Origin of the sequence: Azohydromonas aeria (assembly GCF_009760915.1) — a bacterium.
Classification (GTDB): domain Bacteria; phylum Pseudomonadota; class Gammaproteobacteria; order Burkholderiales; family Burkholderiaceae_C; genus Azohydromonas; species Azohydromonas aeria.
Genome location: NZ_VIDQ01000011.1, coordinates 1 through 23,026, shown reverse-complemented (window position 1 = coordinate 23,026; position 23,026 = coordinate 1). Strand labels below are relative to the sequence as shown.

Here is a 23,026-nt window from a genome sequence, read left to right as displayed (position 1 = left end):
GAGACAGCAGAGATGATCGAAGTGTATTCGTGGCCCACGCCCAACGGCCACAAGGTCCACGTCATGCTCGAAGAGTGCGGCCTGCCCTACCGCGCGCATGCCGTGGACATCGGCGCAGGCGACCAGTTCGGCCCCGAGTTCCTCGCCATCAGCCCCAACAACAAGATCCCGGCCATCGTCGATCCGGACGGCCCGGACGGCCAACCCATGTCGCTGTTCGAGTCCGGTGCCATCCTGCTGTACCTGGCCGGCAAGACCGGCAAGTTCCTGCCGCAGGACGTGCGCGGCAAGTACGAGACGCTGCAGTGGCTGATGTTCCAGATGGGCGGCGTGGGCCCGATGCTGGGCCAGGCGCACCACTTCCGCATCTACGCGCCGGAGAAGATCGAATACGCGGTCAACCGCTACACCAACGAGGCCAGGCGCCTCTACGGTGTGATGGACCGCCAGATCGCGCGGCACCGCTACATCGCCGGCGACGAGTACACGATCGCCGACATCGCCGTCTTCCCGTGGCTGCGCTCGTGGAAGAACCAGGGCATCGACTGGAACGACTATCCCCACCTCAAGGGCTGGTTCGACGAGATCGCCGCCCGCCCTGCGGTGCAGCGCGGCGTCGAGGTGCTGGCCGACCGGCGCAAGCCGCAGATGGACGACAAGGCGCGCGAGACGCTCTTCGGCGCCACGCAATACGCCAAGCATTGACAGCGTGCAACCGAGACTGCGCTGCCACTGCTTACAATCCAGGACTTCGCTTGCCATGCACGGCTTCGGCAGTTCAAGCCGCCCAACCGCAAGTCATGGTGTCCCGGCGAAACCTTCCATCCGTCCGTAGCACAACCGGATAGTGCACCGGCCTTCTAAGCCGGGGGTTGCAGGTTCGAGTCCTGCCGGACGGGCCACTCGGCAGAGTGGACGATGGCGTGACAGTTGGCGCACAGCAGGTCGCATTTGTCGAGTTCGGCTGTGATTCGGCCCCAGGCCCGAAGTCGCAGCTTGTTCCAGTTCACATCCTTCTCGCCAGGATTTCGGTGATGGAATTGCATGGCCGGATAAGGAAACCGGCCGCCGCAGTGCCTGCAAACACCGCCCTTGTACTCGATAGCCTTGATCTTGATCCGTATCCAGCGGGCGATCTGAGCGCGGTACAGGTCTTCCTTGCGAGCGTATCCCATCGTTTTGCTCACTGTGGATGCGTACAGTGAGCAGGATACCGATCTGGTCGCAGTCCATGTCTTCCGCTCCCCCCGCTCCCTCCGACGCCGCCCCTTCCGGCGCCCTGGCTCCCTTCCGCATCCCCGTGTTCCGCATGCTGTGGAGCGCCTGGCTCACGGCCAACGTGTGCATGTGGATGAACGACGTGGCCGCGGCCTGGGTCATGACCACGCTGTCCACCGATCCGGCCATGGTGGCGCTGGTGCAGTCGGCCTCGACGCTGCCGGTGTTCCTGCTGGGCCTGCCCAGCGGCGCGCTGGCCGACATCGTCAACCGCCGCCGCTGGTTCATGTTCACGCAGCTCTGGGTGGCGGCCGTGGGCCTGGTGCTGGCCGCGGTGTCGCTGGCCGGGATGCTGTCGGCGCCGCTGCTGCTGGTGCTGGTGTTCGTCAACGGCATCGGGCTGGCCATGCGCTGGCCGGTGTTCGCCGCGATCGTGCCGGAGCTGGTGGGCAAGCGCGAGCTCAGCGCGGCGCTGGCGCTCAACGGCGTGGCCATGAACGCCTCGCGCATCGCCGGGCCCATCGCCGCGGGCGCGATCATCGCCAGCCTGGGCAGCGCCTGGGTGTTCGCGCTGAATGCCGTGCTGTCGCTGGTGGCCAGCGTGCTGGTGTGGCGCTGGCGCTATGAGCCGCGCCACTCCGCGCTGCCGGGCGAGCGCTTCGTGGGCGCCATGCGCGTGGGCGTGCAGCACGTGCGCCAGTCGCCGGGCATGCGCATCGTGCTGGTGCGCGTGTTCGTGTTCTTCCTGCAGGCCACGGCGCTGATCGCGCTGCTGCCGCTGCTGGCGCAGCGCCTGGAAGGCGGCGGCGCGGGCACCTTCACGCTGCTGCTGGCGTGCATGGGCGCGGGCGCCATCGCCGCGGCGCTGGCGCTGCCGCAGCTGCGCGCGCGCTGGGACCGCGACCAGCTCGTCGAGTACGGCACGCTCATCAACGCCGCGGCCATGGTGGGCGTGGCGCTGGCGCCCAACGTGTGGGTGGCGGCGCCGACCATGGTGCTGGCCGGCGCGGCGTGGATCTCGGTGGCCAACTCGCTGACCATCACCGCGCAGATGACGCTGCCCAACTGGGTGCGCGCGCGCGGCATGTCGATCTACCAGATGTTCCTGATGGCCGGCAACGCGGTGGGCGCGGCGCTGTGGGGCTACGTCGCCAGCCACTCCAGCGTGCGCACCGCGCTGCTGGCGGCGGCCGCCACGGCCGTGCTGATGGTGCTGCTGCTGCGCCGCCAGCGCCTGGAGGCGCTGCCGCCCGAGGACCTGACGCCGCATGCCATCACCATCGACCCGCCGCCGGCCTTCGAGATCCCGCCCGAAGCCGGCCCGGTGATGGTGACCATCGAGTACTTCGTGGACGAGAAGGATGCCGCCGAGTTCGCCCTCGTCATGCGCGACAGCCGTCGCGCCCGGCTGCGCCAGGGCGCCCTGAGCTGGGGCCTGCTGCACGACAGCACCGACCCGCGCCGCCACGTCGAGTACTTCGTGGACGAGTCCTGGGTCGAGCATCAGCGCCGCATCGACCGCATCACCGCCGCCGACATGCAGCTGCGCGCGCGCCGCATGGCCTTCCACCGCGGCGACCAGCCGCCGCGCGTGAGGCGCTACGTGGGCGAGACGCTGCCGGATTGAGCGGCGGATCCGGGGGCCGGCTTCAGCCGACCACCCCTTCGTCGCTGCGCGTGTCGCCGCGGTTGTCCACCCAGCGCACCACCACGCGCTCGCCCTTCGCGCCGCGAAAGCGCAGCTGCAGGTAGGGGTCGCGCGACACCGAGGGCCCCAGCCGCGCCTGCAGCACCGGGCGGCCGCCGCACTCGACCTCGACGCGCTCGACGTGGTGCGCCGGCACCAGCGCGCCGGACGCGTCACGGCGCTGGCCGCTTTCCATGACGTGGCTCATCAGCAGGCGCAGACCGACCACGCCGGCGTTCTCGACGGCGCGCATGCGGCTGGGTTGTCCCACGGCGTCTTCCGTTCCGGTTCGCGGCTTCAGGCGGCGCAGCCGCCCTGAATCACGCGCACTTCGCACCGCTGCGCAACGCGCCACGCCGCCCGTCGAGCAACTCGTCCATCCCACTTTGGTGCGGGCCGAGGGGCCGTGAAAACGGCATGCCCGGAAAATCAAAATGCCTTGGAAACTTTTTGCGGAAAGTTTGCCAAGGCATTGATTTGATTGAGGAAATTGTGGTCGGGGTGAGATGATTCGAACATCCGACCCACTGCTCCCAAAGCAGTTGCGCTACCAGGCTGCGCTACACCCCGAAGAGGGACATTGTAGCCGGGCGCGCGGCGCTTTCGCGGCCGCGGCGGCGTGCAGGCCTCAGCGCGGGCGCTGGCCCAGGATCAGCGTGCCGTCGGCGTCGGCCACGAGCCAGTCGCCCGGGCGCACCGGCACGCCCTGGATCGTCACCGGCACGTCGCGCTGGCCCTCGTTGCGCTTCTCGGTGGGCAGCGGCATGGCGGCCAGCGCGCGGATGCCCAGGGCGTAGGTGCCGAGCTCGGCCACGTCGCGCACGCAGCCGTCGATGAGCACCCCGGCCCAGCCGTTCTTCTCCGCGGCGCGGCCCAGGTTGCCGCCCAGCAGCGCGCGGCGCAGCGAGCCACCGCCGTCCACCACCAGCACCCGGCCGTGGCCCGGGCTGTCGCAGGCGGCCTTGACCAGCGTGTTGTCCTCGAAGCACTTCACCGTCACGACCTCGCCGGCGAAGGCGGTGCGAGCGCCGAAATCGCGGAACACCGGCGGCAGCACGCGCAGCGCGTCGCTGCCGGCCTGGGCCTTGAGCTCGTCGCAGATGTCGCAGGTGACGTAGGTCTTTTCAGGGTCGTTCATCGGGGCTCCTCCCGGGGCTGGTCAGGTTGCGGGGCAGCCTAGCATGGGGGTGCCATCCTGGAGTCGAGTGCCGGGACGGCCGCGCATGCCCCGCGTTCGCGGGCATTCCGCTTGCCGAAAGCTCCTCGTCGGCAATCTCGCCGGCCGATGACTGATAAGGAGTCGACATGACCAGCCAAGACCGCAACCAGAGCCAGCAGAACCAGCAAGGCAACCAGCAGGGCCAGCAAGGCCAGCAGGGCCAGCGCCAAGGGCAGCAGAGCCAGTCGGGCCAGTCGGGTCAGCAATCGCAGTCCGGATTGCAGGGCGGCCAGCAGGGCAGCCAGCAGCAAAGCGGCAAGGGCCAGATGGACCAGTCCACCCAGGGCGGCCAGCAGGCGCAGACGCAAGGCGGCCAGCGCAGCGGCCAGCAGGACCAGTCCAGCCAGCGCCAGGGGCAGCAGGACCAGTCCAGCCAGCGTGGGCAGCAGTCGGGCTCGCAACAGGACCGCTCCCAACAACAGGACCGTTCCCAGCAGCAACGCCGCGAGGAATAAGCCTCCCCCGCTGACACCGGCCGCCCCGGCCGGAGAAGCTCAGAACGGCCGCGCGAGCGGCCGTTTTTCATGGTGCATGGGGCTCAGCCCCGGGCCTTGAGCGCCGCGTCCCGGATCTGCGCCAGCGTTGCCCGGCTGGTGCTGACCTCGGTGTCGAGCCTGAGGTGCAGCAGCATCGGCGGGCCTTCCGACAGCGCCTCGGCAAACGCCGGCTCGAACTCGGCCGTGCGCTCCACGCGCGCCGCGCGCCAGCCGTAGCTGCGCGCCAGCGCGGCGAAATCGGGATTGAACAGGTCGCTGCCGCTGACGCGCCCCGGGTAGTGCCGCTCCTGGTGCATGCGGATCGTGCCGTAGGTGCCGTTGTCCACCACGATGCTGACCAGCCGCCCGGCGCCCCGGTTCGCGCCATGGGCCACGGCCGTGGCCAGCTCCTGGCCGGTCATCAGGAAGTCGCCGTCGCCGGCCAGGTTGATGGCCGTGCGCTGCGGATACAGCAGCGCCGCCGCCACCGCCGCCGGCAGGCCATAGCCCATCGCGCCGGCCGTGGGTGCGAGCTGGGTGCGGCCATGTTCGTGCAGCCCGCGATAGCGCAGGTAGCGGTGCAGCCAGCCGCTGTAGTTGCCCGCGCCGTTGGTGAACAGGCTGTCTTCCGGCGCCAGCCGCTCGATGGCCAGCACCACCTGCGCCATGTCCAGCGGCTCCACCGCGTGCGGCACCCGGTTCGCCTCGTAATCGGCGCGCGCCGACGCGGTCCAGGCCTCCCACGGCACCTGCGGCGGCGCGGTCAGCGCCTCCAGCGCCTTGCCCGCGGCCGCCAGCGAGCACTGCAGCAGCAGGTCCGCCGCATAGACGCGGCCCAGCTCCTCCGCGCCCGGGTGCAGGTGCACGAGCTGCTGCCGCGGCCGCGGCGCCTCGATCAGCGCGTAGCCGCCGGTGGTCATCTCGCCCAGGCGCGGGCCCACGGCAATGAGCAGGTCCGCGTCGCGCACGCGCTGCGCCAGCCGCGGGTTGATGCCGATGCCCACGTCGCCGGCGTAGTTCGGATGCCGGTTGTCAAAGGTGTCCTGGAACCGGAAGGCGCAGCCCACCGGCAATTTCCAGTTCTCGGCGAAGCGCTGCAGCGCCAGCGCCGACTCCGCCGTCCAGCCGCTGCCCCCGGCAATCACCAGCGGCCGCTGCGCCCGCACCAGCAGCGCACGCAGGTCGCGCAAGGCGCCCGGCGCGGGCCAGGCCTCGGCCGGCTTCACGCGCGGCAGCACCGGGGCGCTGGCGGGGCCGCTGAGCACGTCCTCCGGCAGCGCCAGCACCACCGGGCCGGGCCGCCCCTGCATCGCGACGTGGAATGCGCGGGCAATGTATTCAGGCAGCCGGTCCGCGTCCTCGACTTCCGCGACCCACTTGGCCATGCCCAGCGTGCCGGGGCCGAACACCTGGCGGTAGTCCAGCTCCTGGAAGGCCTCGCGGTCGCGCTGGTCCCGCGCCACCTGGCCGATGAGCAGCAGCAGCGGCGTGCTGTCCTGGAATGCGGTGTGCACGCCGATGGCGGCATTGCTGGCGCCGGGGCCGCGTGTCACGAAGCACACGCCCGGCCGCCCGGTCAGCTTGCCTTGCGCCTCGGCCATGAAGGCCGCCCCGCCCTCGTGGCGGCAGGCAATGAAGCGGATCGCGTCGCCGTGCTCGTGGAAGCCGTCCAGCGCCGCGAGAAAGCTCTCGCCCGGCACGCCGAAGACGGTGTCCACGCCCTGCGCGATCAGTGCCTCGACCAGCAGGTGGCCGCCCGGACGCGCCGCCGCGCTCACGCCGCCGCCCCCGTGGCGGCGCGCCGCGGCGCGATGCGCACGCCCACTGCCGCGGCCGAGGCCACCCCGGCCAGCAGCGCCAGCGACGCGCCCTGGAACACCGCGGCGTGCATGTGGTGGTCCATCAGCCAGCCGAACACCGGCGCGGCCAGCGTGAAGCCGAGGTCCAGCCCGGAATAGACCGTGCCGTAGACCCGCCCCGTCGCGCCGGGCGGCGCGGCGCGCTTGATGAGCATGTCGCGCGAGGGTCCGGCCAGGCCTACGCCCAGGCCGGCGGCGGCCACCAGCGCCAGCGCGGCATAGCCCTGAACCATGCCCGTGCTGACCAGCGCCAGCATGGCCGCGGCCACCACCAGGCAGAAGGCGATCGTCTTCTCCAGCCGCTCCACGCGCGCCACCAGGAAGCCGCCGATGACCATGCCCAGCGCCCCGGACAGCATGAAGCCCGTGACCACCAGCGCCGTCCTGGACAGCGGCAGCCCCGTCATCTCGTGCAGCGCCGGGCTGGCGAAGCTCTGGATCGCGCTCAGCGCGCAGGTGGACCAGAAGAAGAACGAGAAGCACAGCCACACCGAGGGCAGCTTCAGGAAGGCCAGCGGGTGCTCTTCCTTGACCGGCGCCGCGCCGGGCTTGGCCGCCGCCTTCTCGTGGCTCCAGGCGCCGAGGCGGTCGTCGATGGCCTCGCGCTGCCACCACAACAGCCCCATCACGCACGCGACCACCGCCGCGGCGCCGACCTGGGCCCAGCGCCAGGAGCCGGTCAGCTCGGTCAGGCCCAGCAGGAACACCGGCGCCGTGGCCCAGCCCAGGTTGCCGCTGATGCCGTGCACCGAGAAGGCGTGGCCCAGCCTGGGCGAGGAGACGCGCTTGTTCAGGATCGTGAAGTCCACCGGGTGGAACGGCGCGTTGCCCAGGCCGGCGAGCGCCGCCGCCACCAGCAGCCCGGCGTAGCCCTGGGCCGAGGCCGCGGTCAGTGCCGAGGCGATGAAGCAGCCCAGCGCGGCGAACAGGATGGGCCGCGCGCCGACGCGGTCCACCACGAAGCCCGAGAGCGCCTGCCCGATGCCCGAGATGGCGAAGAACAGCGTCACCGCCAGGCCCAGCTCGGCGTAGGTGAGGCCGAAGTCCCGGATGAAGAAGGGGAACAGCGGCGGCAGCAGCAGGTGGCAGAAATGCGAGCTGCCGTGCGCCAGGCCGACCAGGGAAATGGTGCGCACGTCGCTGTGGCGCTGCGCCGAAGGCGGTGCCACCTTGACTTCGGAGCTTATGGAATTCATTTATGGGATGGTATCGGCGCCAAAGCGCGCCCGTCGGCGGGGACGGCTTCCCGCGCGGACGTGGCGTCCCGCAGCGTGGGCTACCATCGCCCCCCGAATTTCAATCCCCGAACCCTGGGCCGCGCGCCCGAGACTGCAGAGTAGATCCATGGACCAGGTGCTTTTCGACTACACCCGCCAGGACGCCAGCGGCGCGAGCTGCGTCGCCCATGCCTGGGCCAAGGTGCCCGAAGCGTTGACGCCCGCGCAGCGCCAGGAGCGCAAGGCGCGCGTGGCCGAGCTGCTCAAGGCGCACGACGCCGTGCTGGTGGCGCACTACTACGTGGACGGCGATCTCCAGGACCTGGCGCTGGAGACCGGCGGCTGCGTCGCCGACTCGCTGGAGATGGCCCGCTTCGGCCGCGACCACGCGAGCAAGACGCTGGTCGTCGCCGGCGTGCGCTTCATGGGCGAGAGCGCCAAGATCCTCTCGCCGGACAAGCGCGTGCTGATGCCCGACCTGGACGCCACCTGCTCGCTCGACCTGGGCTGCCCGCCCGACGACTTCGCCCGCTTCTGCGACGCGCACCCGGACCGCAAGGTGGTGGTCTATGCCAACACCAGCGCCGCGGTGAAGGCGCGCGCCGACTGGATGGTGACCAGCTCCTGCGCGCTGGCGATCGTCGAGCACCTGAAGAGCCAGGGCGAGAAGATCCTGTGGGCGCCGGACCGGCACCTTGGGCGGTACATCCAGGAGCAGACCGGCGCCGACATGCTGATGTGGAGCGGCGAGTGCATCGTGCACGACGAGTTCAAGGGCATCGAGCTGGAACTGCTGAAGCAGGAGCACCCGGACGCCGTGGTGCTGGTGCACCCCGAGTCGCCCAAGAGCGTGGTGGCGCTGGCCGACGTGGTGGGCAGCACCTCGCAGCTGCTGAAGGCGGTGCTGGAGGGGGCGGAGCAGACCTTCATCGTCGCCACCGACAACGGCATCCTGCACCGCATGCGCCAGCTCGCCCCCACCAAGACGCTGCTGGAAGCGCCCACCGCCGGCAACAGCGCCACCTGCAAGAGCTGCGCGCACTGCCCGTGGATGGCGATGAACGCGCTGCAGGGCGTGATCGACTGCCTGGAAAAAGGCACGGGTGAGATCCACGTGCCGGAGCCGGTGCGCTCCCAGGCCGCGGGCTGCATCGAGCGCATGCTGGATTTCGTGGCGAAGAACCCGCACGCGCTGGCACAGCCGCAGCGCGGGGGCTTTGTCAAGAACATCGGGGCGGCCTGACAGTTCAGCGTCTTGCGCCGTGACGAACGCCCGGGTCGGCTTGCCGATCCGGGCGTTTTGCGTTGGAAAGTCCCCGGAACAAGCAGAACAGCAGGCCCGGTAAACTGGTCAGCTCACTAGTCAGAAGGAGCTGAACATGCACTCATGGCCGGTTCAAGACGCCAAGGCTCGCTTCAGCGAATTCCTGGAAGCGTGCATCACTGAAGGGCCTCAGATGGTGACCAAGCGCGGAGCGGAAGCCGCCGTGCTGGTTCCAGTAGAGGAATGGCGGCGGCTCCAAGCAGCGGCGCGTCCGTCGCTCAAGGAGTTGCTGTTGTCGGACGAAGGACGAGCGGATCTTGAATTGCCCGCCCGCGGCATGGCGCGCCGACGGCCGGTGGAACCGGCGGAGTAATCGGCATGTACCTGCTCGACACCAACGTCGTGTCCGAACTTCGAAAGCCAAAGCCCCATGGTGCGGTCGTTGCCTGGGTTCAAGCCACGCCAGACAGCGCCCTGCACCTTTCTGCCGTGACTCTGGGTGAAATCCAGGCCGGAATCGAGAAGACGCGCACGCAAGACCCGGTCAAGGCGGCCGTCCTGGAGAACTGGCTTGAACGTATTTCGGCGTCCTACAACGTCCTGCCCATGGACGGCACCGCATTCCGGGCTTGGGCGCGATTGATGCACCGGCGCTCCGATACGCTGTACGAAGACGCCATGATCGCGGCCACGGCACAGATTCATGGACTGACGATCGTGACCCGCAATATTGCCGACTTCTCCGGCTTCGGCCTACCGTTGCTCAACCCCTTCCAGGTTGCTGCCGGCGACACGCCGTGAAACGCGGGTTTCAACTGCACGGCATGTCGATCGTTGGTTCGCATTTCGGCGAACTCATGGAAAGCGACACGTGATGAAACGCTTCCTGGTCCGCACCCGCCGTCACCCCTCCGCCATACTGCTGATCGTCCAGATATTGGGGATATTGCTCGCGCCCTTCATCGAGGAATCCCGCTACAGCCACGCCATCGTCAACATATTCGGCATTTTCGTGCTGATTTTGACCACGCGCATGGTGCGGCGCACGCCGGGGCTCACGGGCGTGAGCTTGCTCATCGGCGCGCCGGCGGTCGTGCTGCTGATATTGCAGATGACCCTGGACATGCCCCACTTGCTGCCCTGGTCCTCCGCGCTGGAAGCCATCTTCTATTTCTACGCCGCCGGCAGCCTGATCGCCTACATGATGGCGGATTACCGTACCACCAGCGATGAGCTATTCGCCGCGGCCGCCACCTTCACCCTGTTCGCCTGGGCCTTCACGCACCTGTTCGTGCTGGTGCAGTCGCTGCAGCCGCATGCCTTTTCGACCGACCCGGGCTCGGTCGCCAGAACCTGGTCGGAATTGAACCACCTGAGTTTCGCGCTGCTCTCTAGCACCGGCATGGGCAACGTGGTCGCCGTGTCGGCGCATGCGCGCGCCATTGCCAGTGTGGAAATGATGACCGGGGTGCTTTATCTGGCCACCGTGGTGGCGCGGCTGATCGGGTTCACGATCATGCCGAGGAAATGATTTGCGGATCGGCTGGAAACCCCGGGGCGCGAGACACGGGGCAGCGTGTGTCTATCAGGATTTGACACAGCGTCACAGGGCGCGAGACACGTGACACAGATACAGACACAGCCCGAATACACCACGGATACACCACAGGCACAGCCTGGGACACAGGCCTGGGCACGGGCACACGGCTCACACGGCCGGAACGGATACAGACACACCTTGAGTGGGTGGCCGCAAGCAACGGACGTGCGCCGGCATTCTCAATACCAGGGACAAGGGAATCTGTCCGCCAAGCCAGCGGCGCCATGGCAAATCAGTTCTGAGTAATTTCCCGTTTCAGCAGTACCGCTTCTCGCCCTTCAGGCAACTTTCCGCTCAAGGCCTGCCGGCGGCTGCGCGCCTCGATGTGCCAAAGGGATATCTCGCAAACATCGTCACCCTGGCGCAGGACCTGAATGGATTCGACCCAGGACTGCTCGGCGGCTTCCATTTGCGTGAATACCTGCCGGCCGGCGCATTCCATCCCGCGGCGGATTTCCACCACGTACCAGTCCCGCAGCGGGCGCATCAGCCACCAGGACAGGCCGCCGAGGATGACGATGAGGGCCAGTTCCACCGGCTCAAACTCTTGTTGACGAATGCCGTCAAGCCTGCGGTGACGCCCGCTTCTGACTTTGCTGGACCACGAATTCCGAGCGTGACGCCCCATTGTTCGGCTTGCCGTGCACGATGCACCAGGCAGCGAACTCGTCGGCCTTCACAAGCACTTTCTCAATGTTCAGGCCTGCGATTTTCCATTCCTGGACCGCCTCCTCCGCCATGGCCAGCCATTCGTCGTAAGTGGCTTCAAACACCTCAGCGTCCACGGCGCTGGCCTTGACCTTGCCCCATTCCTCCCGCGTGTACCAGACGACATCCACGGCAGGCAGGGACGCCGACAGGTTGCGGGCAATCGGGTTGAAGCGGGGTTTCCTTTGAGCCATGGTGATTCGACCGGTGGGCAACTCGTGTTGGCAATGTAGCGTCCCTCCGTCTTGGGATGCCAGAGGACTTGCTCTAACCGCTTGAGAACCCTGTCGGCCGTCAATGAAAACGCCGTCATTCAGGTTGGAACTCGCAGCTGTCCGGAGAGAAGGATGATGGGTCGGCATTCCGCCGCCAAGTTGCTCCGCCCTCTGCTTCGTCATGCCCGCGCACGCGGGCATCCATGCTTTCACCGGCCGCCAGGCCGGCCTGCCGGGGCCCGCGCGAGCATTTGCTCATGGGGCAAAGCCGCCGTCCTGCCGGACGGCCAAACTTGGATGCCCGCGTGCGCGGGCATGACGACATTGATTCTCACGGGCTGCGTTGTTGCGCGCGCATTGCAATCAATGTGCCGTTTCCCCCAAACCACAGCGCGTGTTCCCCGAATTCCCAATCCGCATCGCGCAATCTCGCCACTCAAAAACATAAATATTGGCAACCCGTCAGCCACGACGCCTCGCACCCCGGCCCGTCATTCCGGCGAAAGCCGGAATCCACGAATACCGGAGTGCCGCGCTGGCCGGTGCCATCCGGGCCTTGCTCGCTCACGCATGAGTGGCCTTTGAATCAGGCAATTTCTCGGCCATGAGACAGGATTTTCACCCTCTCAACAAATTCCGTAGCAACGAGTCGCCGACCTCTGACGCAAACAGCAGCGTCATGAATACCAGAAAGATGCCCCACACCGACACAACGGCCTCGACATACCGTTGCCTTGCCATCAATGCCTTGGAAGCCCAATATCCCGCAAAGTACAACACAGGGTAAATCAACCCGGTGCAAATAAAGGCGCCAAATACACTGCGATAGCATTGCACCAACCCGCCATAACCCGCACCCAGCGACATCACGCCGGCAATCAGCAAGCCGGGATAAAACACCAGAACCAGGAAAGATGCTGCGCGCCCAAGCCCAATCAATACTTCGGCGACTTTTTGACGCGTAGCCATGCCTGGCGCACCCTTCACTTTGTCCGATGATCCCCAATCAACACCGTAGGAAAGCTCACCGGCAGCGTATAAGGATAATCCCGCGAGAAATGTAGCCCGCGCGACTCATGCCGCTTCAGCGCGGAGCGGACGATGAGTTCCGCGCACTCCACGAGATTGCGAAGCTCCAGCAAATCGCGCGACACCCGGAAATGCGCGTAATACTCGTCGATTTCCTGGCGCAATAAGTGGATGCGGTGCAGCGCCCGCTCCAGCCGTTTATTCGTGCGCACGATGCCGACGTAATTCCACATCACCAGCCGCAATTCGTCCCAGTTGTGGCTGATCACGACCTGCTCGTCGGCGTTGTCCACCTTGCTCTCGTCCCAGGCCGGCAATTGCGGCACGTCCTTGGGCGCGTCCTGCTCGATGCGCTCGGCGCAGGTGCGCCCCACCACCACGCATTCCAGCAGCGAATTGCTCGCCAGCCGGTTCGCGCCGTGCAAACCCGTGTACGTGGTCTCACCCACGGCATACAAGCCGGGAATGTCGGTGCGGCCTTCCAGGTCGGTCACCACGCCGCCGCAGGTGTAGTGCGCCGCGGGCACCACGGGAATCGGCTGCCTGGTGATGTCGATGCCCAGGCTGAGGAGCCGGGCGTGGATGGTCGGGAAATGCTCCTTGAGGAAATCGGCGCCCAGGTGCGTCGCGTCCAGCCAGACATGGTCCAGGCCATGCTTCTTCATCTCGAAGTCGATGGCGCGCGCCACCACGTCGCGCGGCGCCAGTTCCAGCCGCGCGTCGTGCGCCGCCATGAAGCGCGTGCCGTCGGGCAGCTTCAGGTGGCCGCCCTCGCCGCGCAGCGCCTCCGTGATCAGGAAGGTGCGGTCCTGCGGGTGGTACAGGCAGGTCGGGTGAAACTGGATGAACTCCATGTTCCCCACCCGGCAGCCGGCCCGCCACGCCATGGCGATGCCGTCGCCGGTGGCCGTCTCGGGGTTGCTGGTGTAGCGGTACACCTTGCCCACGCCGCCGGTGGCCAGCACGATGGCCGAAGCCGCCAGCGTCTCCACGCGCTGGGCGTCGATGTCCAGGGCGTAGATGCCGTAGCAGCGGGTGGGCTCGTCGCGCTTGAGGTGCCGCGAGGTCACCAGGTCCAGCGCCATCCAGCGCTCGCGCAGCGTGATGTTGGGATGGCGCCGGATCTGCGCCAGCAGTGCGTCGTGGATGGCCTGCCCCGTGGCGTCGGCCGCGTGCGCGATGCGCCGCACCGCGTGGCCGCCCTCGCGCGTCAGGTGCAGGCCCAGCGGCCCTTCGGAGTCGGGCGTGAAGGGCACGCCCTGCTCCACCAGCCACTCGATGGCGCGGGCGCTGTTCTCGGCGATGAAGCGCGCGGTGTGCTCGTCCACCAGGCCGGCGCCGGCCTCCTGCGTGTCGTGCACGTGGCTCTCGATGCTGTCGTCCTTGCCCAGCACGCCGACGATGCCGCCCTGCGCCCAGGCCGTGGCCGCCTCGTGCACGTCGCGCTTGGCCAGCACCACCACCGGCCGCGTGGCCGCCAGGTGCAGCGCCACCGACAGGCCCGCCAGGCCGGCGCCCACGATGACTACAGGGGCGGACGACGAGGCATCGAAATTGGGGTTCATCACACGAAACGGGTATTGCAGGGAGGGTCGATTCTACGAACCGGCCGGGGCAGGCCCGTTAGCACAACCCACACGTCATGCCGAGTGCAGATGCAACGCCGGTCACGGCCTTGCGGCACCCGCCTTCGCCGCTCGTAACGGGAGCGGCAGCCTCTTCATTCAGGGGCTTGCGTTCGCTGGTGTACGCTGACCCCTCCAGCAAAGGAGATGTGTTGTGAAGTCCTACGACAAGGACATCGTGGCTTGGGCCAACGAACAGGCGCAGTTGCTGCGGGCAGGCCGCTTTGACCTGCTGGACATCGAGCGCATTGCTGACGAGATCGAAGACGTGGGCAAGAGTGAGCAAAACGAACTGGCCAGCCGCATGGCGCTGCTGCTTTCGCACCTTCTGAAATGGGCCTACCAGCCCCAGCGGCGCGGCAATAGCTGGCTGCGCACCATCCGGGACCAGCGGCGGCTCATCCAGCGGCGGCTGGACAAAACACCCAGCTTGCGCCCCATGCTTAGCGACCCGGATTGGCAGGACGAAATGTGGGTGGATGCCGTGCGCTTCGCCCAACAGGAAACCGGCCTGGACGCCTTCCCTGAAAACTGCCCCTGGTCCTGGCAGGACGAAGTGCTCGCCGAGGGCTGGCTCCCGCAATGAAAAAGCCGGCCGGCGGGTCACCCCGCCGGCCGGCCTGTCTGTGTCGGTGCCTGGTTGTCAGTGCACCGTCCGCCCGAAGCTGAAATCCCCGGCCTCGCTCACGTCCACCGGGATCACGTCCTTCGGCCCGAAGCGGCCTTCCAGGATCAGCTTGGCCACCGGGTTCTCGATGCGCTGCTGGATCGCGCGCTTGAGCGGCCGCGCGCCGAACACCGGGTCGAACCCCACCTTGGCGATCTCGGCCAGCGCCGCCGGCGAGACGTCGAGCTTCATCTCCATCTTCTCCAGCCGCTGCTCCAGCACGCGCAGCTGGATCCTGGCGATCGACTCGATGTGCTTCTGGTCCAGCGCATGGAACACCACCGTCTCGTCGATGCGGTTCAGGAACTCGGGCCGGAAGTGCGACTTGACCTCGTCCCACACCGCCTCGCGGATCAGCCCGGCATCCTGCCCCGCCATCTGCATGATCAGGTGCGAGCCCAGGTTGCTGGTCATCACGATCACGGCGTTCTTGAAGTCCACCGTGCGGCCCTGGCCGTCGGTCAGCCTGCCGTCGTCGAGCACCTGCAGCAGCACGTTGAACACGTCCGGGTGCGCCTTCTCCACCTCGTCGAGCAGGATCACGCTGTAGGGCTTGCGGCGCACGGCCTCCGTCAGGTAGCCGCCCTCGTCATAGCCCACGTAGCCCGGCGGCGCGCCGATGAGCCGGCTCACCGAGTGCTTCTCCATGAACTCGCTCATGTCGATGCGCACCATGTGGTCCGCGCTGTCGAACAGGAACGTCGCCAGCGCCTTGCACAGCTCGGTCTTGCCCACGCCGGTGGGGCCCAGGAACAGGAAGCTGCCCAGCGGCCGGTTCGGGTCCGACAGGCCGGCGCGCGAGCGCCGGATGGCGTCGGCCACGGCGCGGATGGCCTCGTCCTGGCCCACCACGCGCTCGTGCAGCTTGTCCTCCATCTGCAGCAGCTTGTCGCGCTCGCCCTGCATCAGCTTGGACACCGGGATGCCCGTGGCGCGCGACACCACGTCGGCGATCTCCTCGGCGCCGACCATGGTGCGCAGCAGCTGCGGCCCGGTGCCGGCGGCCTTGCCGGCCTCCTTGGCCTGCGCTTCCTTCAGCCGCTTCTCCAGCTCGGGCAGCTTGCCGTACTGCAGCTCCGCCACCTTGTTGAAGTCGCCCTTGCGCTTGAGCTCCTCGATCTGGAAGCGGATCTTGTCGATCTCCTCCTTGACCTGGGCCGACCCTTGCGCGGTGGCCTTCTCGCTCTTCCACAGCTCGTCGAGGTCGGCGTACTCGCGCTCCAGGCGCGCGATCTCGTCCTCGATCAGCCCCAGGCGGCGCTGCGAGGCCTCGTCCTTCTCCTTCTTGACCGCCTCGCGCTCGATCTTGAGCTGGATGAGCCGGCGGTCGAGCCGGTCCATGGCCTCGGGCTTGGAGTCGATCTCGATCTTGATCTTGGCCGCGGCCTCGTCGATCAGGTCGATCGCCTTGTCGGGCAGGAAGCGGTCGGTGATGTAGCGGTTGGAGAGCTCGGCCGCGGCCACGATGGCCGGGTCGGTGATCTCCACGCCGTGGTGCACCTCGTACTTCTCCTGCAGGCCGCGCAGGATGGCGATGGTGGCCTCGACCGACGGCTCCTCCACCAGCACCTTCTGGAAGCGGCGCTCCAGCGCGGCGTCCTTCTCGATGTACTTGCGGTACTCGTCGAGCGTGGTGGCGCCGATGCAGTGCAGCTCGCCGCGCGCCAGCGCCGGCTTGAGCATGTTGCCGGCGTCGATGGCGCCCTCAGCCTTGCCCGCGCCCACCATCGTGTGCAGCTCGTCGATGAACAGGATGATGCGGCCCTCGTCCTGCGAGACCTCCTTGAGCACGGCCTTGAGCCGCTCCTCGAACTCGCCGCGGTACTTGGCGCCGGCCAGCAGGCCCGCCATGTCCAGCACCAGCACGCGCTTGTCCTTCAGGGTCTCGGGCACCTCGCCGTTGACGATGCGCTGCGCCAGCCCCTCGACGATGGCGGTCTTGCCCACGCCGGGCTCGCCGATGAGCACCGGGTTGTTCTTGCTGCGGCGCTGCAGCACCTGGATGGCGCGGCGGATCTCGTCGTCGCGGCCGATCACCGGGTCGAGCTTGCCCTGGCGCGCACGCTCGGTCAGGTCGAGCGTGTACTTCTTGAGCGCCTCGCGCTGCCCTTCGGCCTCGGCCGAGTCCACCTTGGCGCCGCCGCGCACCGCCTCGATGGCGGCTTCGAGCGCCTTGCGCGTCAGGCCGTGGCCGCGCACCACGGCGCCGAGGTCGGTCTTGGAGTCGGACAGCGCCAGCAGGAACATTTCACTCGCGATGAACTGGTCGCCGCGCTTGCTGGCTTCCTTCTCCGCGGCCTGCAGCAGCGAGACGATGTCGCGCCCGGGCTGCACCTGGCCGCCGCCGCCCTGCACCTGCGGCAGGTTGCGCACCGCCGTGTCCATGGCGGTCTTGAGGCCGGCGGTGTTGGCGCCGGCGCGGTCCAGCAGCGCCTTCGGGCCGTCGGGCTGCGCCAGCATGGCCGCGAGCAGGTGCGCGGGCTCGATGTACGGGTTGTCGTTGGTGACGGCGAGGCTCTGGGCCTCGGCCAGGGCTTGCTGGAAAGCGGTGGTGAGCTTGTCGAGTCGCATGGATGTCGATCCTCCGTTGCGCATCGAGTTTGGGCGGCGGCCCCCGATTTCAAGGGCGCCAGAAGGGCTTTACGCGATGCGCCCTTGCGCCGGGACGAGCGGCAGGCGCCATGCCGGCAGGCGCGGCGCGCCGCCTACCCGTCGATCTCTTCTTCGCTTTCGCCCGCCCAGTACAGGCTGTCGCGGCCGAGCTGGTCGAGGCACAGCTCGGCCGTCCACGGCAGCATCACCGCGCCGCAGCGCGCGTCGCGCAGCAGCCGCTCCAGCGGCAGCGCGCGCGTGAGCGCCTGGCCGCCGCAGGTGCGCAGCGCCAGCTGGCAAATCTCCGCCGCCTGCTCCACCACCGTGTGCTGCGCCGCCAGCAGCCGCAGCCGGGCGTGCCGGTCCGGGTCCGGCCCGGCACCGGAGAGCGCGTCGAACAGCAGCGCGCGCATCTGCTCCAGCTTCAGCCGCATCTGCGCCACGGCGAACTGCTTGGTCGGGTACATGCGCCGCTGCACCGACGTGAGCCCCGGCACCTCGCCGCGCAACCAGCACACGGTGAAGTCGTGCGCCGCCTGCGCGATGCCGAGGTAGGCCGGGCTGTTCATCAGGAACATCGCCGGCCAGCGCGCCGCGGCTTGGGCATACAGCCCTTCGGGCAGCAGCCGGTCGGCCTCCGGCACGAACACGTCGTGGAACTCCAGCGTGCGGCTGACCGTGCCGCGCATGCCCAGCGGGTTCCACTCGCCGCTCACGCGCAGGCCCGGCGCCTCGCGCGGCACGGCCAGGAACAGCGCGTCGGCCTGCGTCGCGGCCGGGCGCTGCAGCGTGCACAGCAGGCCGTGGAAGTCGGCCTCGCCGGCCATCGAGGCGAACACCTTGCGCCCGCTGACCAGGTAGCCGCCGTCCACGCGCCGCGCCTGCGTGGACCAGGGCGCCTTGCCCACGTCCGCCGCGCCACCCTCGGAGAAGGTCTGCGCCCAGAGCTGGCCGCCCTCCACGATGCCGGCCTCGTGCCGCGCCCGCGCCGCCTCGTGCGCGTCGCGCTGCGCGCCGGTCATGGCCAGCGACTCGGCCACAAAGCCGCTCCACAGCGTGGTGCTGACGTGCAGGCTGAAGCACAGCGCCGTGGCGCCGCACCAGCGGCCGAGCTCCGCCGCCACCAGCGCGCAGCCCAGCAGGTCGGCGCCCTGCCCGCCGCGCGCCGTGGTCACCGCCAGCCCCAGCAGCCCGGCGTCGTGCAGCTCGGCGAAGTTTTCCCGGGGGAAGCTGGCCTGCGCGTCGTGCACCGCCGCGCGCGCGGCGAAGCGCGGGCCCAGATCGGCCGCGCGCGCCACCCAGGCGCGCTGCGCGGCGGTGAGGCGCGAGGCGTCGCCCGCGATGTGCGCGTCAGCCGCGCCGCAAATCCCGTCCATGCATGCCCTCCACGCCGCGCCCGGCCCTGCGAGCGGCGCGCGGCATCCGCATCAAAGAATCTCGCCCAGCAGGTGGTAGCGCCCGCCGTGGAACAGCAGCGGCGGCAGCGCCGCGTCGGCCAGGCGCAGCACGCGGCCGATGAAGAGCACGTGGTCGCCCGCCACCTGCGCCGACACGCGCTCGCACTCGAACACCGCCGTGCAGCCGGCCAGCACCGGCACGCCGCCCAGGCCCGCGCTCCACAGGCCTTCACCGAACTTGTCGGGCTCCTTGCCGCTGGCAAAGCGCCGCGACAGCCCGATCTGCCCCTCCGCCAGCACGTTGATGGCGAAGTGGCTGCTGTGCTCGAAGGCCGCAAGACTCGCGCTGGCGCGGCGCAGCGACCACAGCACCAGCGGCGGCTCCAGCGACAGCGCGCTGAAGGAATTGGCCGTCAGCCCCACGCGCGCGCCGTCGGCGTCCACGCAGGTGATGAGCGTCACGCCGGTGGCGAAGCGGCCCAGCGCGCCGCGCAGCGCCTGCGGCGTGATGTCCACGGCGCCCTGCAGCTCGGCCTGCAGCGGCGTGCCCGGCAGCTCGGCGGCCGGTGTGGCAGGCGCGGAAGCGGTAGGGGAAGTCACGCGTGCAACCACCGTCCTCAGGCCGACGCCGCGTTGCCCGCGGCGATGCCCCAGCGCGCCAGCGCCTCGTCGTCGGTCACGCGCGCATCGACCCAGCGCGCGCCCTGCGGCGTGTGCTCCTTCTTCCAGAACGGGGCCTGGGTCTTGAGGTAGTCCATCAGGAACTCGCAGGCCTGGAAGGCCTGGCCGCGGTGCGCGGACGTGACGGCCACGAACACGATCTGGTCCAGCGGCTTGAGCGCCCCGACGCGGTGGATCACCCGCGCGGCGCGGATGTCGAAGCGCTCCAGGGCCGCGTCGATCATGGCCTCGATGGCGCTCTCGGTCATGCCGGGGTAGTGCTCCAGCTCCATCAGGCTCACGCCGGCGCCATCGCTGCGCTCGCGCACCGTGCCCACGAAGCTGACCACCGCGCCCACGCCGGCGTCGCCCTCGCGCAGGCGCTGCACCTCGGCGCCGAGGTCGAAGTCATCGGTCTGGATCAGGACGCGGGGGGAGGACGGGCTGCTCATCCGGGAATTGTCGCACCGCCTTCGGGGGGCCCTCCGAAGGGGGTTGCGGCCCGCGGCGGGCTGGCGCGCGGCCTCACTCCAGCCAGCGCTCGCACTGCACGTGGCCGCGCCACGCCGGCCGCGCGCACTGCTGGCGCATGCAGCGCTCCAGCACCGATTTCGGCTGCGCGACGCAGGCCGCCAGCGGCGTGGCCGGCGCGGCCGCGGCCGCCGGTGGCGGCGGCGCATCGGAGCGGGATGCTGCCTTCGGCTGCCGCGCGGGCGGCGTGGCCGGCGCTTCCGGAGCCGCGGAAGGCGTCGCCGCGCCCAGGCCGGTGACCGAGGGCGGCGCCACGGCGGGCGCGGCACCGTCGGGCCCGACCTCGGCCGTGCCCGTGCCCGTGCCCGTGCCCGCACCCGCACCCGCACCCGCACCCAGCAGCGTCGCAGGCGGCCTCGCGCCGGCCAGGCCACCCGGCGCCGGCGCCTCGGGCCGCGCCACGCGCGGCGCTTGCGGATCGGGCAGCACCTCGACCGGCGGCATTGGCAGCTGCCGCGGCGGCACCGGCGCGGGCGCGGAAGCCGGGCTGGCCGCCTGGGCCAGCAGCCGGCCGACGCGCTCCTGCTCCTGCCCGGCCTGCCAGCGCTCCTGCAGCCACCACGCCCCATAGCCCAGCAGCGCCAGCAGCGGCAGGCCCAGCAGCGCGGCGCGCAGCCCGGCGCGCGGCCGGGACAGCGCCGGCAGGCGGTCGGGCGCCTCGGCCGGGAACGGGTCGCGGCCAACGTCCCGGGCGCCGACGGGCGCCGGCGGCGCCCGTGGCGCGGCGGTCTCGTCCGCGGCGCCGGGCCGCTCGGCCAGTGCCGGGTCCTGGCCGGAAGCCGGCATGCCCGCCGCAGCGGATGACGGTGGCGCCTGCGCCGCGCGGCCCGCGCCGGGCCGGGCCGGCGCGCCCGCAGCCGGGCCCAGGCCCGCCGCTGCGGATCCCGCCGCGGCCTCGGTGCGGCGCAAGGCGGGGTGCGGAGGCTGCACCGAGGGCGCCGCCGTGGGCGCGTCGCCCAGCAGCGCGCGCAGCGCCACCGCGCCGGCCGGCCGCTCGGTGGGCGACGGCCGCAGGCAGGCCTGCAGCGCCTGCACCAGCCGCTGGCGCGTGCGCCCGCCCGGCGCGGGCAGCGCGCGCTCCAGCGCCAGGGCCACGTCGGCGGCGGTGGTGGTGGAGCCATCCCAGGCTCCGCTGGTGGTGTGGCGCAGCACGGTGCAGGCCAGCGCGTGCAGGTCGGTCCAGGGTCCGCGCGGCAGGTGCGCGCCCTCGGGGCGCACTTCGGGCGCGGCATCCAGGAAGGCATCGGCCTGCCGCAATGCCCGCGCGGCGGATTGAAAGCCCAGCAGCACCGGGCGCTGGCCGGGCGCCCACACCAGTTGCCGCGCGTGCAGGCCGCCGTGCACCAGGCCGGCGGCATGCAGCTGCGCCAGCGGCTCCAGCAGCGCCAGCAGCAGCTCGCGCACTTCGTCGTCGCTGCGCGCCGGGGGCAGCCGGTCCAGCGTCACGCCGGGCAGCAGCGGCATCACGCCGCACAGGCTGCCCTCGGTCTCGCTGGCCTGCAGCACGGTCACCAGGCCCGGCAGGCGCAACCGCGACAGCAGCCGCAGCTCCTCCAGGCAGGCGGCGCGGCCGGTCTCGAAGGCGGCGCGGGCCGCCGCGTCGTCGGGGTCGCGCAGGCGCGGCGTGCCGTCTGCGTCGCGCACGCACAAGGCAGCCGGGGCGTACTCCTTGAGCGCCAGGCGGGCGGCGCCCACCGCGTCGCCGGCCTGGTAGACGGTGCACACCGGCCCGGCGTGCAGCACGGCCTCGATACGGCAGCCCGCCAGCACCGTGCCGACCGCGCGCACCGGCGCCGGGGACGGCAGGTCCTCGCTCGAAAAGGGGGTCATGGCCCGACTATGGCCGCCACGGCCGGGGGTCGGGGGTTGCAAGTGGTGTCAGGATGCGGCTGGGCCGGAAGGCTCCCGGGGTCAGCGACCGTGCCGCCCCTGGTGCCCGCTTCCCGCCGCCGGACGGTCGGGATGCCGCGCATCTCGGCCCGTCATTTCCGCGAAGGCGCACGGGGCTGGCTGGGGAAAGCGGGGAACGACCGGCATCCCGCCATCCCGACAGCACGGGCATCCCGCCCACTGTTTCGTCATTCCGGCGGAAGCCGGGATGACGGATTGGGGTGCGAAGCATCGTGGCTGACGGGATGCGATGCGTCGAGTCTTCCCCGGACATCAACGCGCCTGCGCAGGGATGAAGAAGCAGCAGGCTTGCCGCATCAGCTCCCGGCCGACGCCCCGTTCGACCTTTCCTGCGCGCGTCCGCGCCTCAGGAGCTGATCTCGTTGTTGCGCATCAGCCGCTGGCACTGTGGGTGGCGTCGCCAGGCCGCCTGGCTGCACTGCTGCTGCATGCACTGCAGCAGCGCGTACTTGGCGTGGGCGCTGCAGGCGGCGCGCGGCGCGCCGGCGCCCACGCGCAGCGCGCCAGCAGGACGGGCCGGGCTGGCGGCGGCAGCCACGGGCCGCGATCCCGCTCCGCCGCGGCGCGGTGCGGCCTCGGCACGCGCGGGCCGCGCCGCGGCCTGGTTTGGCGCAGCCGTCGCGGCTGTCGCGGCCGATACCGCCGCCACCGCGACCGCGGCCGCCGGCGCCGCGGTGCTGGCCACCGCCACCGGTGGTTGCGGCTCGGCCGCGGCGGGCACGGCGGGAGGCTCCGGCGGCAGCGCCGAGGCTTCAACCACCGGCTCGGCCTGCGCCACTGCCGGCTGCGGCTGCACGGGCTCCGCACCGGCATCCGGCCCGGACAGTGGCACCGCCGTGTCCACGCTCCAGCCCGGCAACACGCTGGATGACGGGACGGCGGCGCCGGCGAGCAGCTGGTCCACCCGGTGGCGCTCCTGTTCCTGGAGCCACAGGCCGCGCACCCACCAGCCGGTGGCGGCGCAGGCCAGGCCCAGCAGCAGCCCCAGCAGCATCGGGCGCAGGTGATCGCCTCCGCGGCGCGGCAGCGCCGGCAGCGTGAAGGCATCGCGCGGGTGGGGCATCGCCATCGCGCCCGCCGCAGCAAAGGCCGGCGCGAAGCCGGCCGGCCCGGCCGCCGCCGCCGCGCCCGCCTCCGCCCGCCCCGCGGCG

22 protein-coding genes and 2 tRNA genes are annotated in these 23,026 nt (G+C 70.2%); 9 read left to right on the top strand and 15 right to left on the bottom strand.

Annotated elements, in window-relative coordinates; all coding sequences use genetic code 11:
* Positions 1–12: 12 nt before the first annotated feature.
* From FJ694_RS08795 to FJ694_RS08785, 3 genes are all read left to right on the top strand, one after another.
* The gene (locus FJ694_RS08795; RefSeq protein ID WP_157266200.1) at positions 13–705 is read left to right on the top strand and encodes a glutathione binding-like protein; all 693 of its coding nucleotides are present in this window, start codon (positions 13–15) and stop codon (positions 703–705) included.
* A 120-nt stretch (positions 706–825) separates the two neighbouring features.
* Positions 826–902: transfer RNA gene (locus FJ694_RS08790), tRNA-Arg, on the top strand.
* A 329-nt stretch (positions 903–1,231) separates the two neighbouring features.
* Positions 1,232–2,845, top strand: coding sequence for an MFS transporter (locus FJ694_RS08785; protein WP_232539960.1), 1,614 nt, complete (start codon positions 1,232–1,234; stop codon positions 2,843–2,845).
* 22 nt (positions 2,846–2,867) lie between these two features.
* Here FJ694_RS08785 and soxZ read toward each other — a convergent pair whose 3' ends face one another.
* From soxZ to rraA, 3 genes are all read right to left on the bottom strand, one after another.
* Positions 2,868–3,176: a thiosulfate oxidation carrier complex protein SoxZ gene (gene soxZ, locus FJ694_RS08780; protein WP_157266196.1), complete on the bottom strand. Its 309-nt coding sequence runs from the start codon at positions 3,174–3,176 to the stop codon at positions 2,868–2,870.
* 222 nt (positions 3,177–3,398) lie between these two features.
* Positions 3,399–3,475 (bottom strand) — tRNA-Pro (locus FJ694_RS08775).
* A 58-nt stretch (positions 3,476–3,533) separates the two neighbouring features.
* The gene (gene rraA / locus FJ694_RS08770; RefSeq protein ID WP_157266194.1) at positions 3,534–4,043 is read right to left on the bottom strand and encodes a ribonuclease E activity regulator RraA; all 510 of its coding nucleotides are present in this window, start codon (positions 4,041–4,043) and stop codon (positions 3,534–3,536) included.
* A 167-nt stretch (positions 4,044–4,210) separates the two neighbouring features.
* On the opposite strand from rraA, the gene FJ694_RS08765 reads away from it, so the two are divergent.
* Positions 4,211–4,579: a hypothetical protein gene (locus FJ694_RS08765; RefSeq protein ID WP_157266192.1), complete on the top strand. Its 369-nt coding sequence runs from the start codon at positions 4,211–4,213 to the stop codon at positions 4,577–4,579.
* Positions 4,580–4,662: 83 nt separating this feature from the next.
* On the opposite strand, the gene FJ694_RS08760 is transcribed toward FJ694_RS08765, so the two are convergent.
* Positions 4,663–6,378, bottom strand: a complete 1,716-nt coding sequence (locus tag FJ694_RS08760) for a thiamine pyrophosphate-binding protein (protein ID WP_157266190.1) — start codon at positions 6,376–6,378, stop codon at positions 4,663–4,665.
* Positions 6,375–7,655: an MFS transporter gene (locus tag FJ694_RS08755; protein ID WP_157266188.1), complete on the bottom strand. Its 1,281-nt coding sequence runs from the start codon at positions 7,653–7,655 to the stop codon at positions 6,375–6,377. Before FJ694_RS08755 ends, FJ694_RS08760 begins: the two co-directional genes overlap by 4 nt.
* A gap of 148 nt (positions 7,656–7,803) precedes the next feature.
* Between FJ694_RS08755 and nadA the strand changes: the two genes are divergently transcribed.
* The 4 genes from nadA to FJ694_RS08735 all read left to right on the top strand — a co-directional run bounded on the left by nadA (position 7,804) and on the right by FJ694_RS08735 (position 10,471).
* Positions 7,804–8,919, top strand: a complete 1,116-nt coding sequence (gene nadA, locus FJ694_RS08750) for a quinolinate synthase NadA (protein ID WP_157266186.1) — start codon at positions 7,804–7,806, stop codon at positions 8,917–8,919.
* Between the two features lie 136 nt (positions 8,920–9,055).
* Positions 9,056–9,313: a type II toxin-antitoxin system Phd/YefM family antitoxin gene (locus FJ694_RS08745; RefSeq protein WP_157266184.1), complete on the top strand. Its 258-nt coding sequence runs from the start codon at positions 9,056–9,058 to the stop codon at positions 9,311–9,313.
* A gap of 5 nt (positions 9,314–9,318) precedes the next feature.
* On the top strand, positions 9,319–9,741 hold the full coding sequence (locus FJ694_RS08740; protein WP_157266182.1) for a type II toxin-antitoxin system VapC family toxin: 423 nt from the start codon (positions 9,319–9,321) through the stop codon (positions 9,739–9,741).
* A gap of 73 nt (positions 9,742–9,814) precedes the next feature.
* A complete protein-coding gene (locus FJ694_RS08735) occupies positions 9,815–10,471 on the top strand; it encodes a two pore domain potassium channel family protein (RefSeq protein ID WP_157266180.1) in 657 nt (218 codons plus the stop codon).
* Positions 10,472–10,772: 301 nt separating this feature from the next.
* Here the strand turns inward: FJ694_RS08735 and FJ694_RS08730 are convergent, their stop codons facing one another.
* The 4 genes from FJ694_RS08730 to nadB all read right to left on the bottom strand — a co-directional run bounded on the left by FJ694_RS08730 (position 10,773) and on the right by nadB (position 14,057).
* A complete protein-coding gene (locus tag FJ694_RS08730; protein ID WP_157266178.1) occupies positions 10,773–11,075 on the bottom strand; it encodes a hypothetical protein in 303 nt (100 codons plus the stop codon).
* Between the two features lie 28 nt (positions 11,076–11,103).
* On the bottom strand, positions 11,104–11,442 hold the full coding sequence (locus FJ694_RS08725) for a hypothetical protein (RefSeq protein ID WP_157266176.1): 339 nt from the start codon (positions 11,440–11,442) through the stop codon (positions 11,104–11,106).
* Between the two features lie 639 nt (positions 11,443–12,081).
* Positions 12,082–12,432 (bottom strand): hypothetical protein, encoded by a 351-nt coding sequence (locus tag FJ694_RS08720; RefSeq protein ID WP_157266174.1) that lies wholly within the window; start codon positions 12,430–12,432, stop codon positions 12,082–12,084.
* 14 nt (positions 12,433–12,446) lie between these two features.
* A complete protein-coding gene (gene nadB, locus FJ694_RS08715) occupies positions 12,447–14,057 on the bottom strand; it encodes an L-aspartate oxidase (protein ID WP_157266172.1) in 1,611 nt (536 codons plus the stop codon).
* Between the two features lie 214 nt (positions 14,058–14,271).
* Here nadB and FJ694_RS08710 point away from each other — a divergent pair, with 214 nt between their 5' ends.
* Positions 14,272–14,703, top strand: a complete 432-nt coding sequence (locus FJ694_RS08710; protein WP_157266170.1) for a DUF29 domain-containing protein — start codon at positions 14,272–14,274, stop codon at positions 14,701–14,703.
* Positions 14,704–14,760: 57 nt separating this feature from the next.
* On the opposite strand, the gene clpB is transcribed toward FJ694_RS08710, so the two are convergent.
* From clpB to FJ694_RS08680, 6 genes are all read right to left on the bottom strand, one after another.
* Positions 14,761–17,355: an ATP-dependent chaperone ClpB gene (gene clpB / locus FJ694_RS08705; RefSeq protein ID WP_157266168.1), complete on the bottom strand. Its 2,595-nt coding sequence runs from the start codon at positions 17,353–17,355 to the stop codon at positions 14,761–14,763.
* A 134-nt stretch (positions 17,356–17,489) separates the two neighbouring features.
* Positions 17,490–18,752 (bottom strand): acyl-CoA dehydrogenase family protein, encoded by a 1,263-nt coding sequence (locus FJ694_RS08700; protein WP_157266166.1) that lies wholly within the window; start codon positions 18,750–18,752, stop codon positions 17,490–17,492.
* Positions 18,753–18,803: 51 nt separating this feature from the next.
* Positions 18,804–19,301: a flavin reductase family protein gene (locus FJ694_RS08695; RefSeq protein ID WP_198320775.1), complete on the bottom strand. Its 498-nt coding sequence runs from the start codon at positions 19,299–19,301 to the stop codon at positions 18,804–18,806.
* Positions 19,302–19,390: 89 nt separating this feature from the next.
* Positions 19,391–19,885: a molybdenum cofactor biosynthesis protein MoaE gene (locus FJ694_RS08690; RefSeq protein ID WP_157266164.1), complete on the bottom strand. Its 495-nt coding sequence runs from the start codon at positions 19,883–19,885 to the stop codon at positions 19,391–19,393.
* Between the two features lie 73 nt (positions 19,886–19,958).
* Complete coding sequence (locus tag FJ694_RS08685; RefSeq protein WP_157266162.1) at positions 19,959–21,794, bottom strand: serine/threonine-protein kinase; 1,836 nt, start codon at positions 21,792–21,794, stop codon at positions 19,959–19,961.
* Positions 21,795–22,221: 427 nt separating this feature from the next.
* On the bottom strand, positions 22,222–23,026 hold an 805-nt coding region (locus FJ694_RS08680; protein ID WP_157266160.1), incomplete at its 5' end, for a hypothetical protein.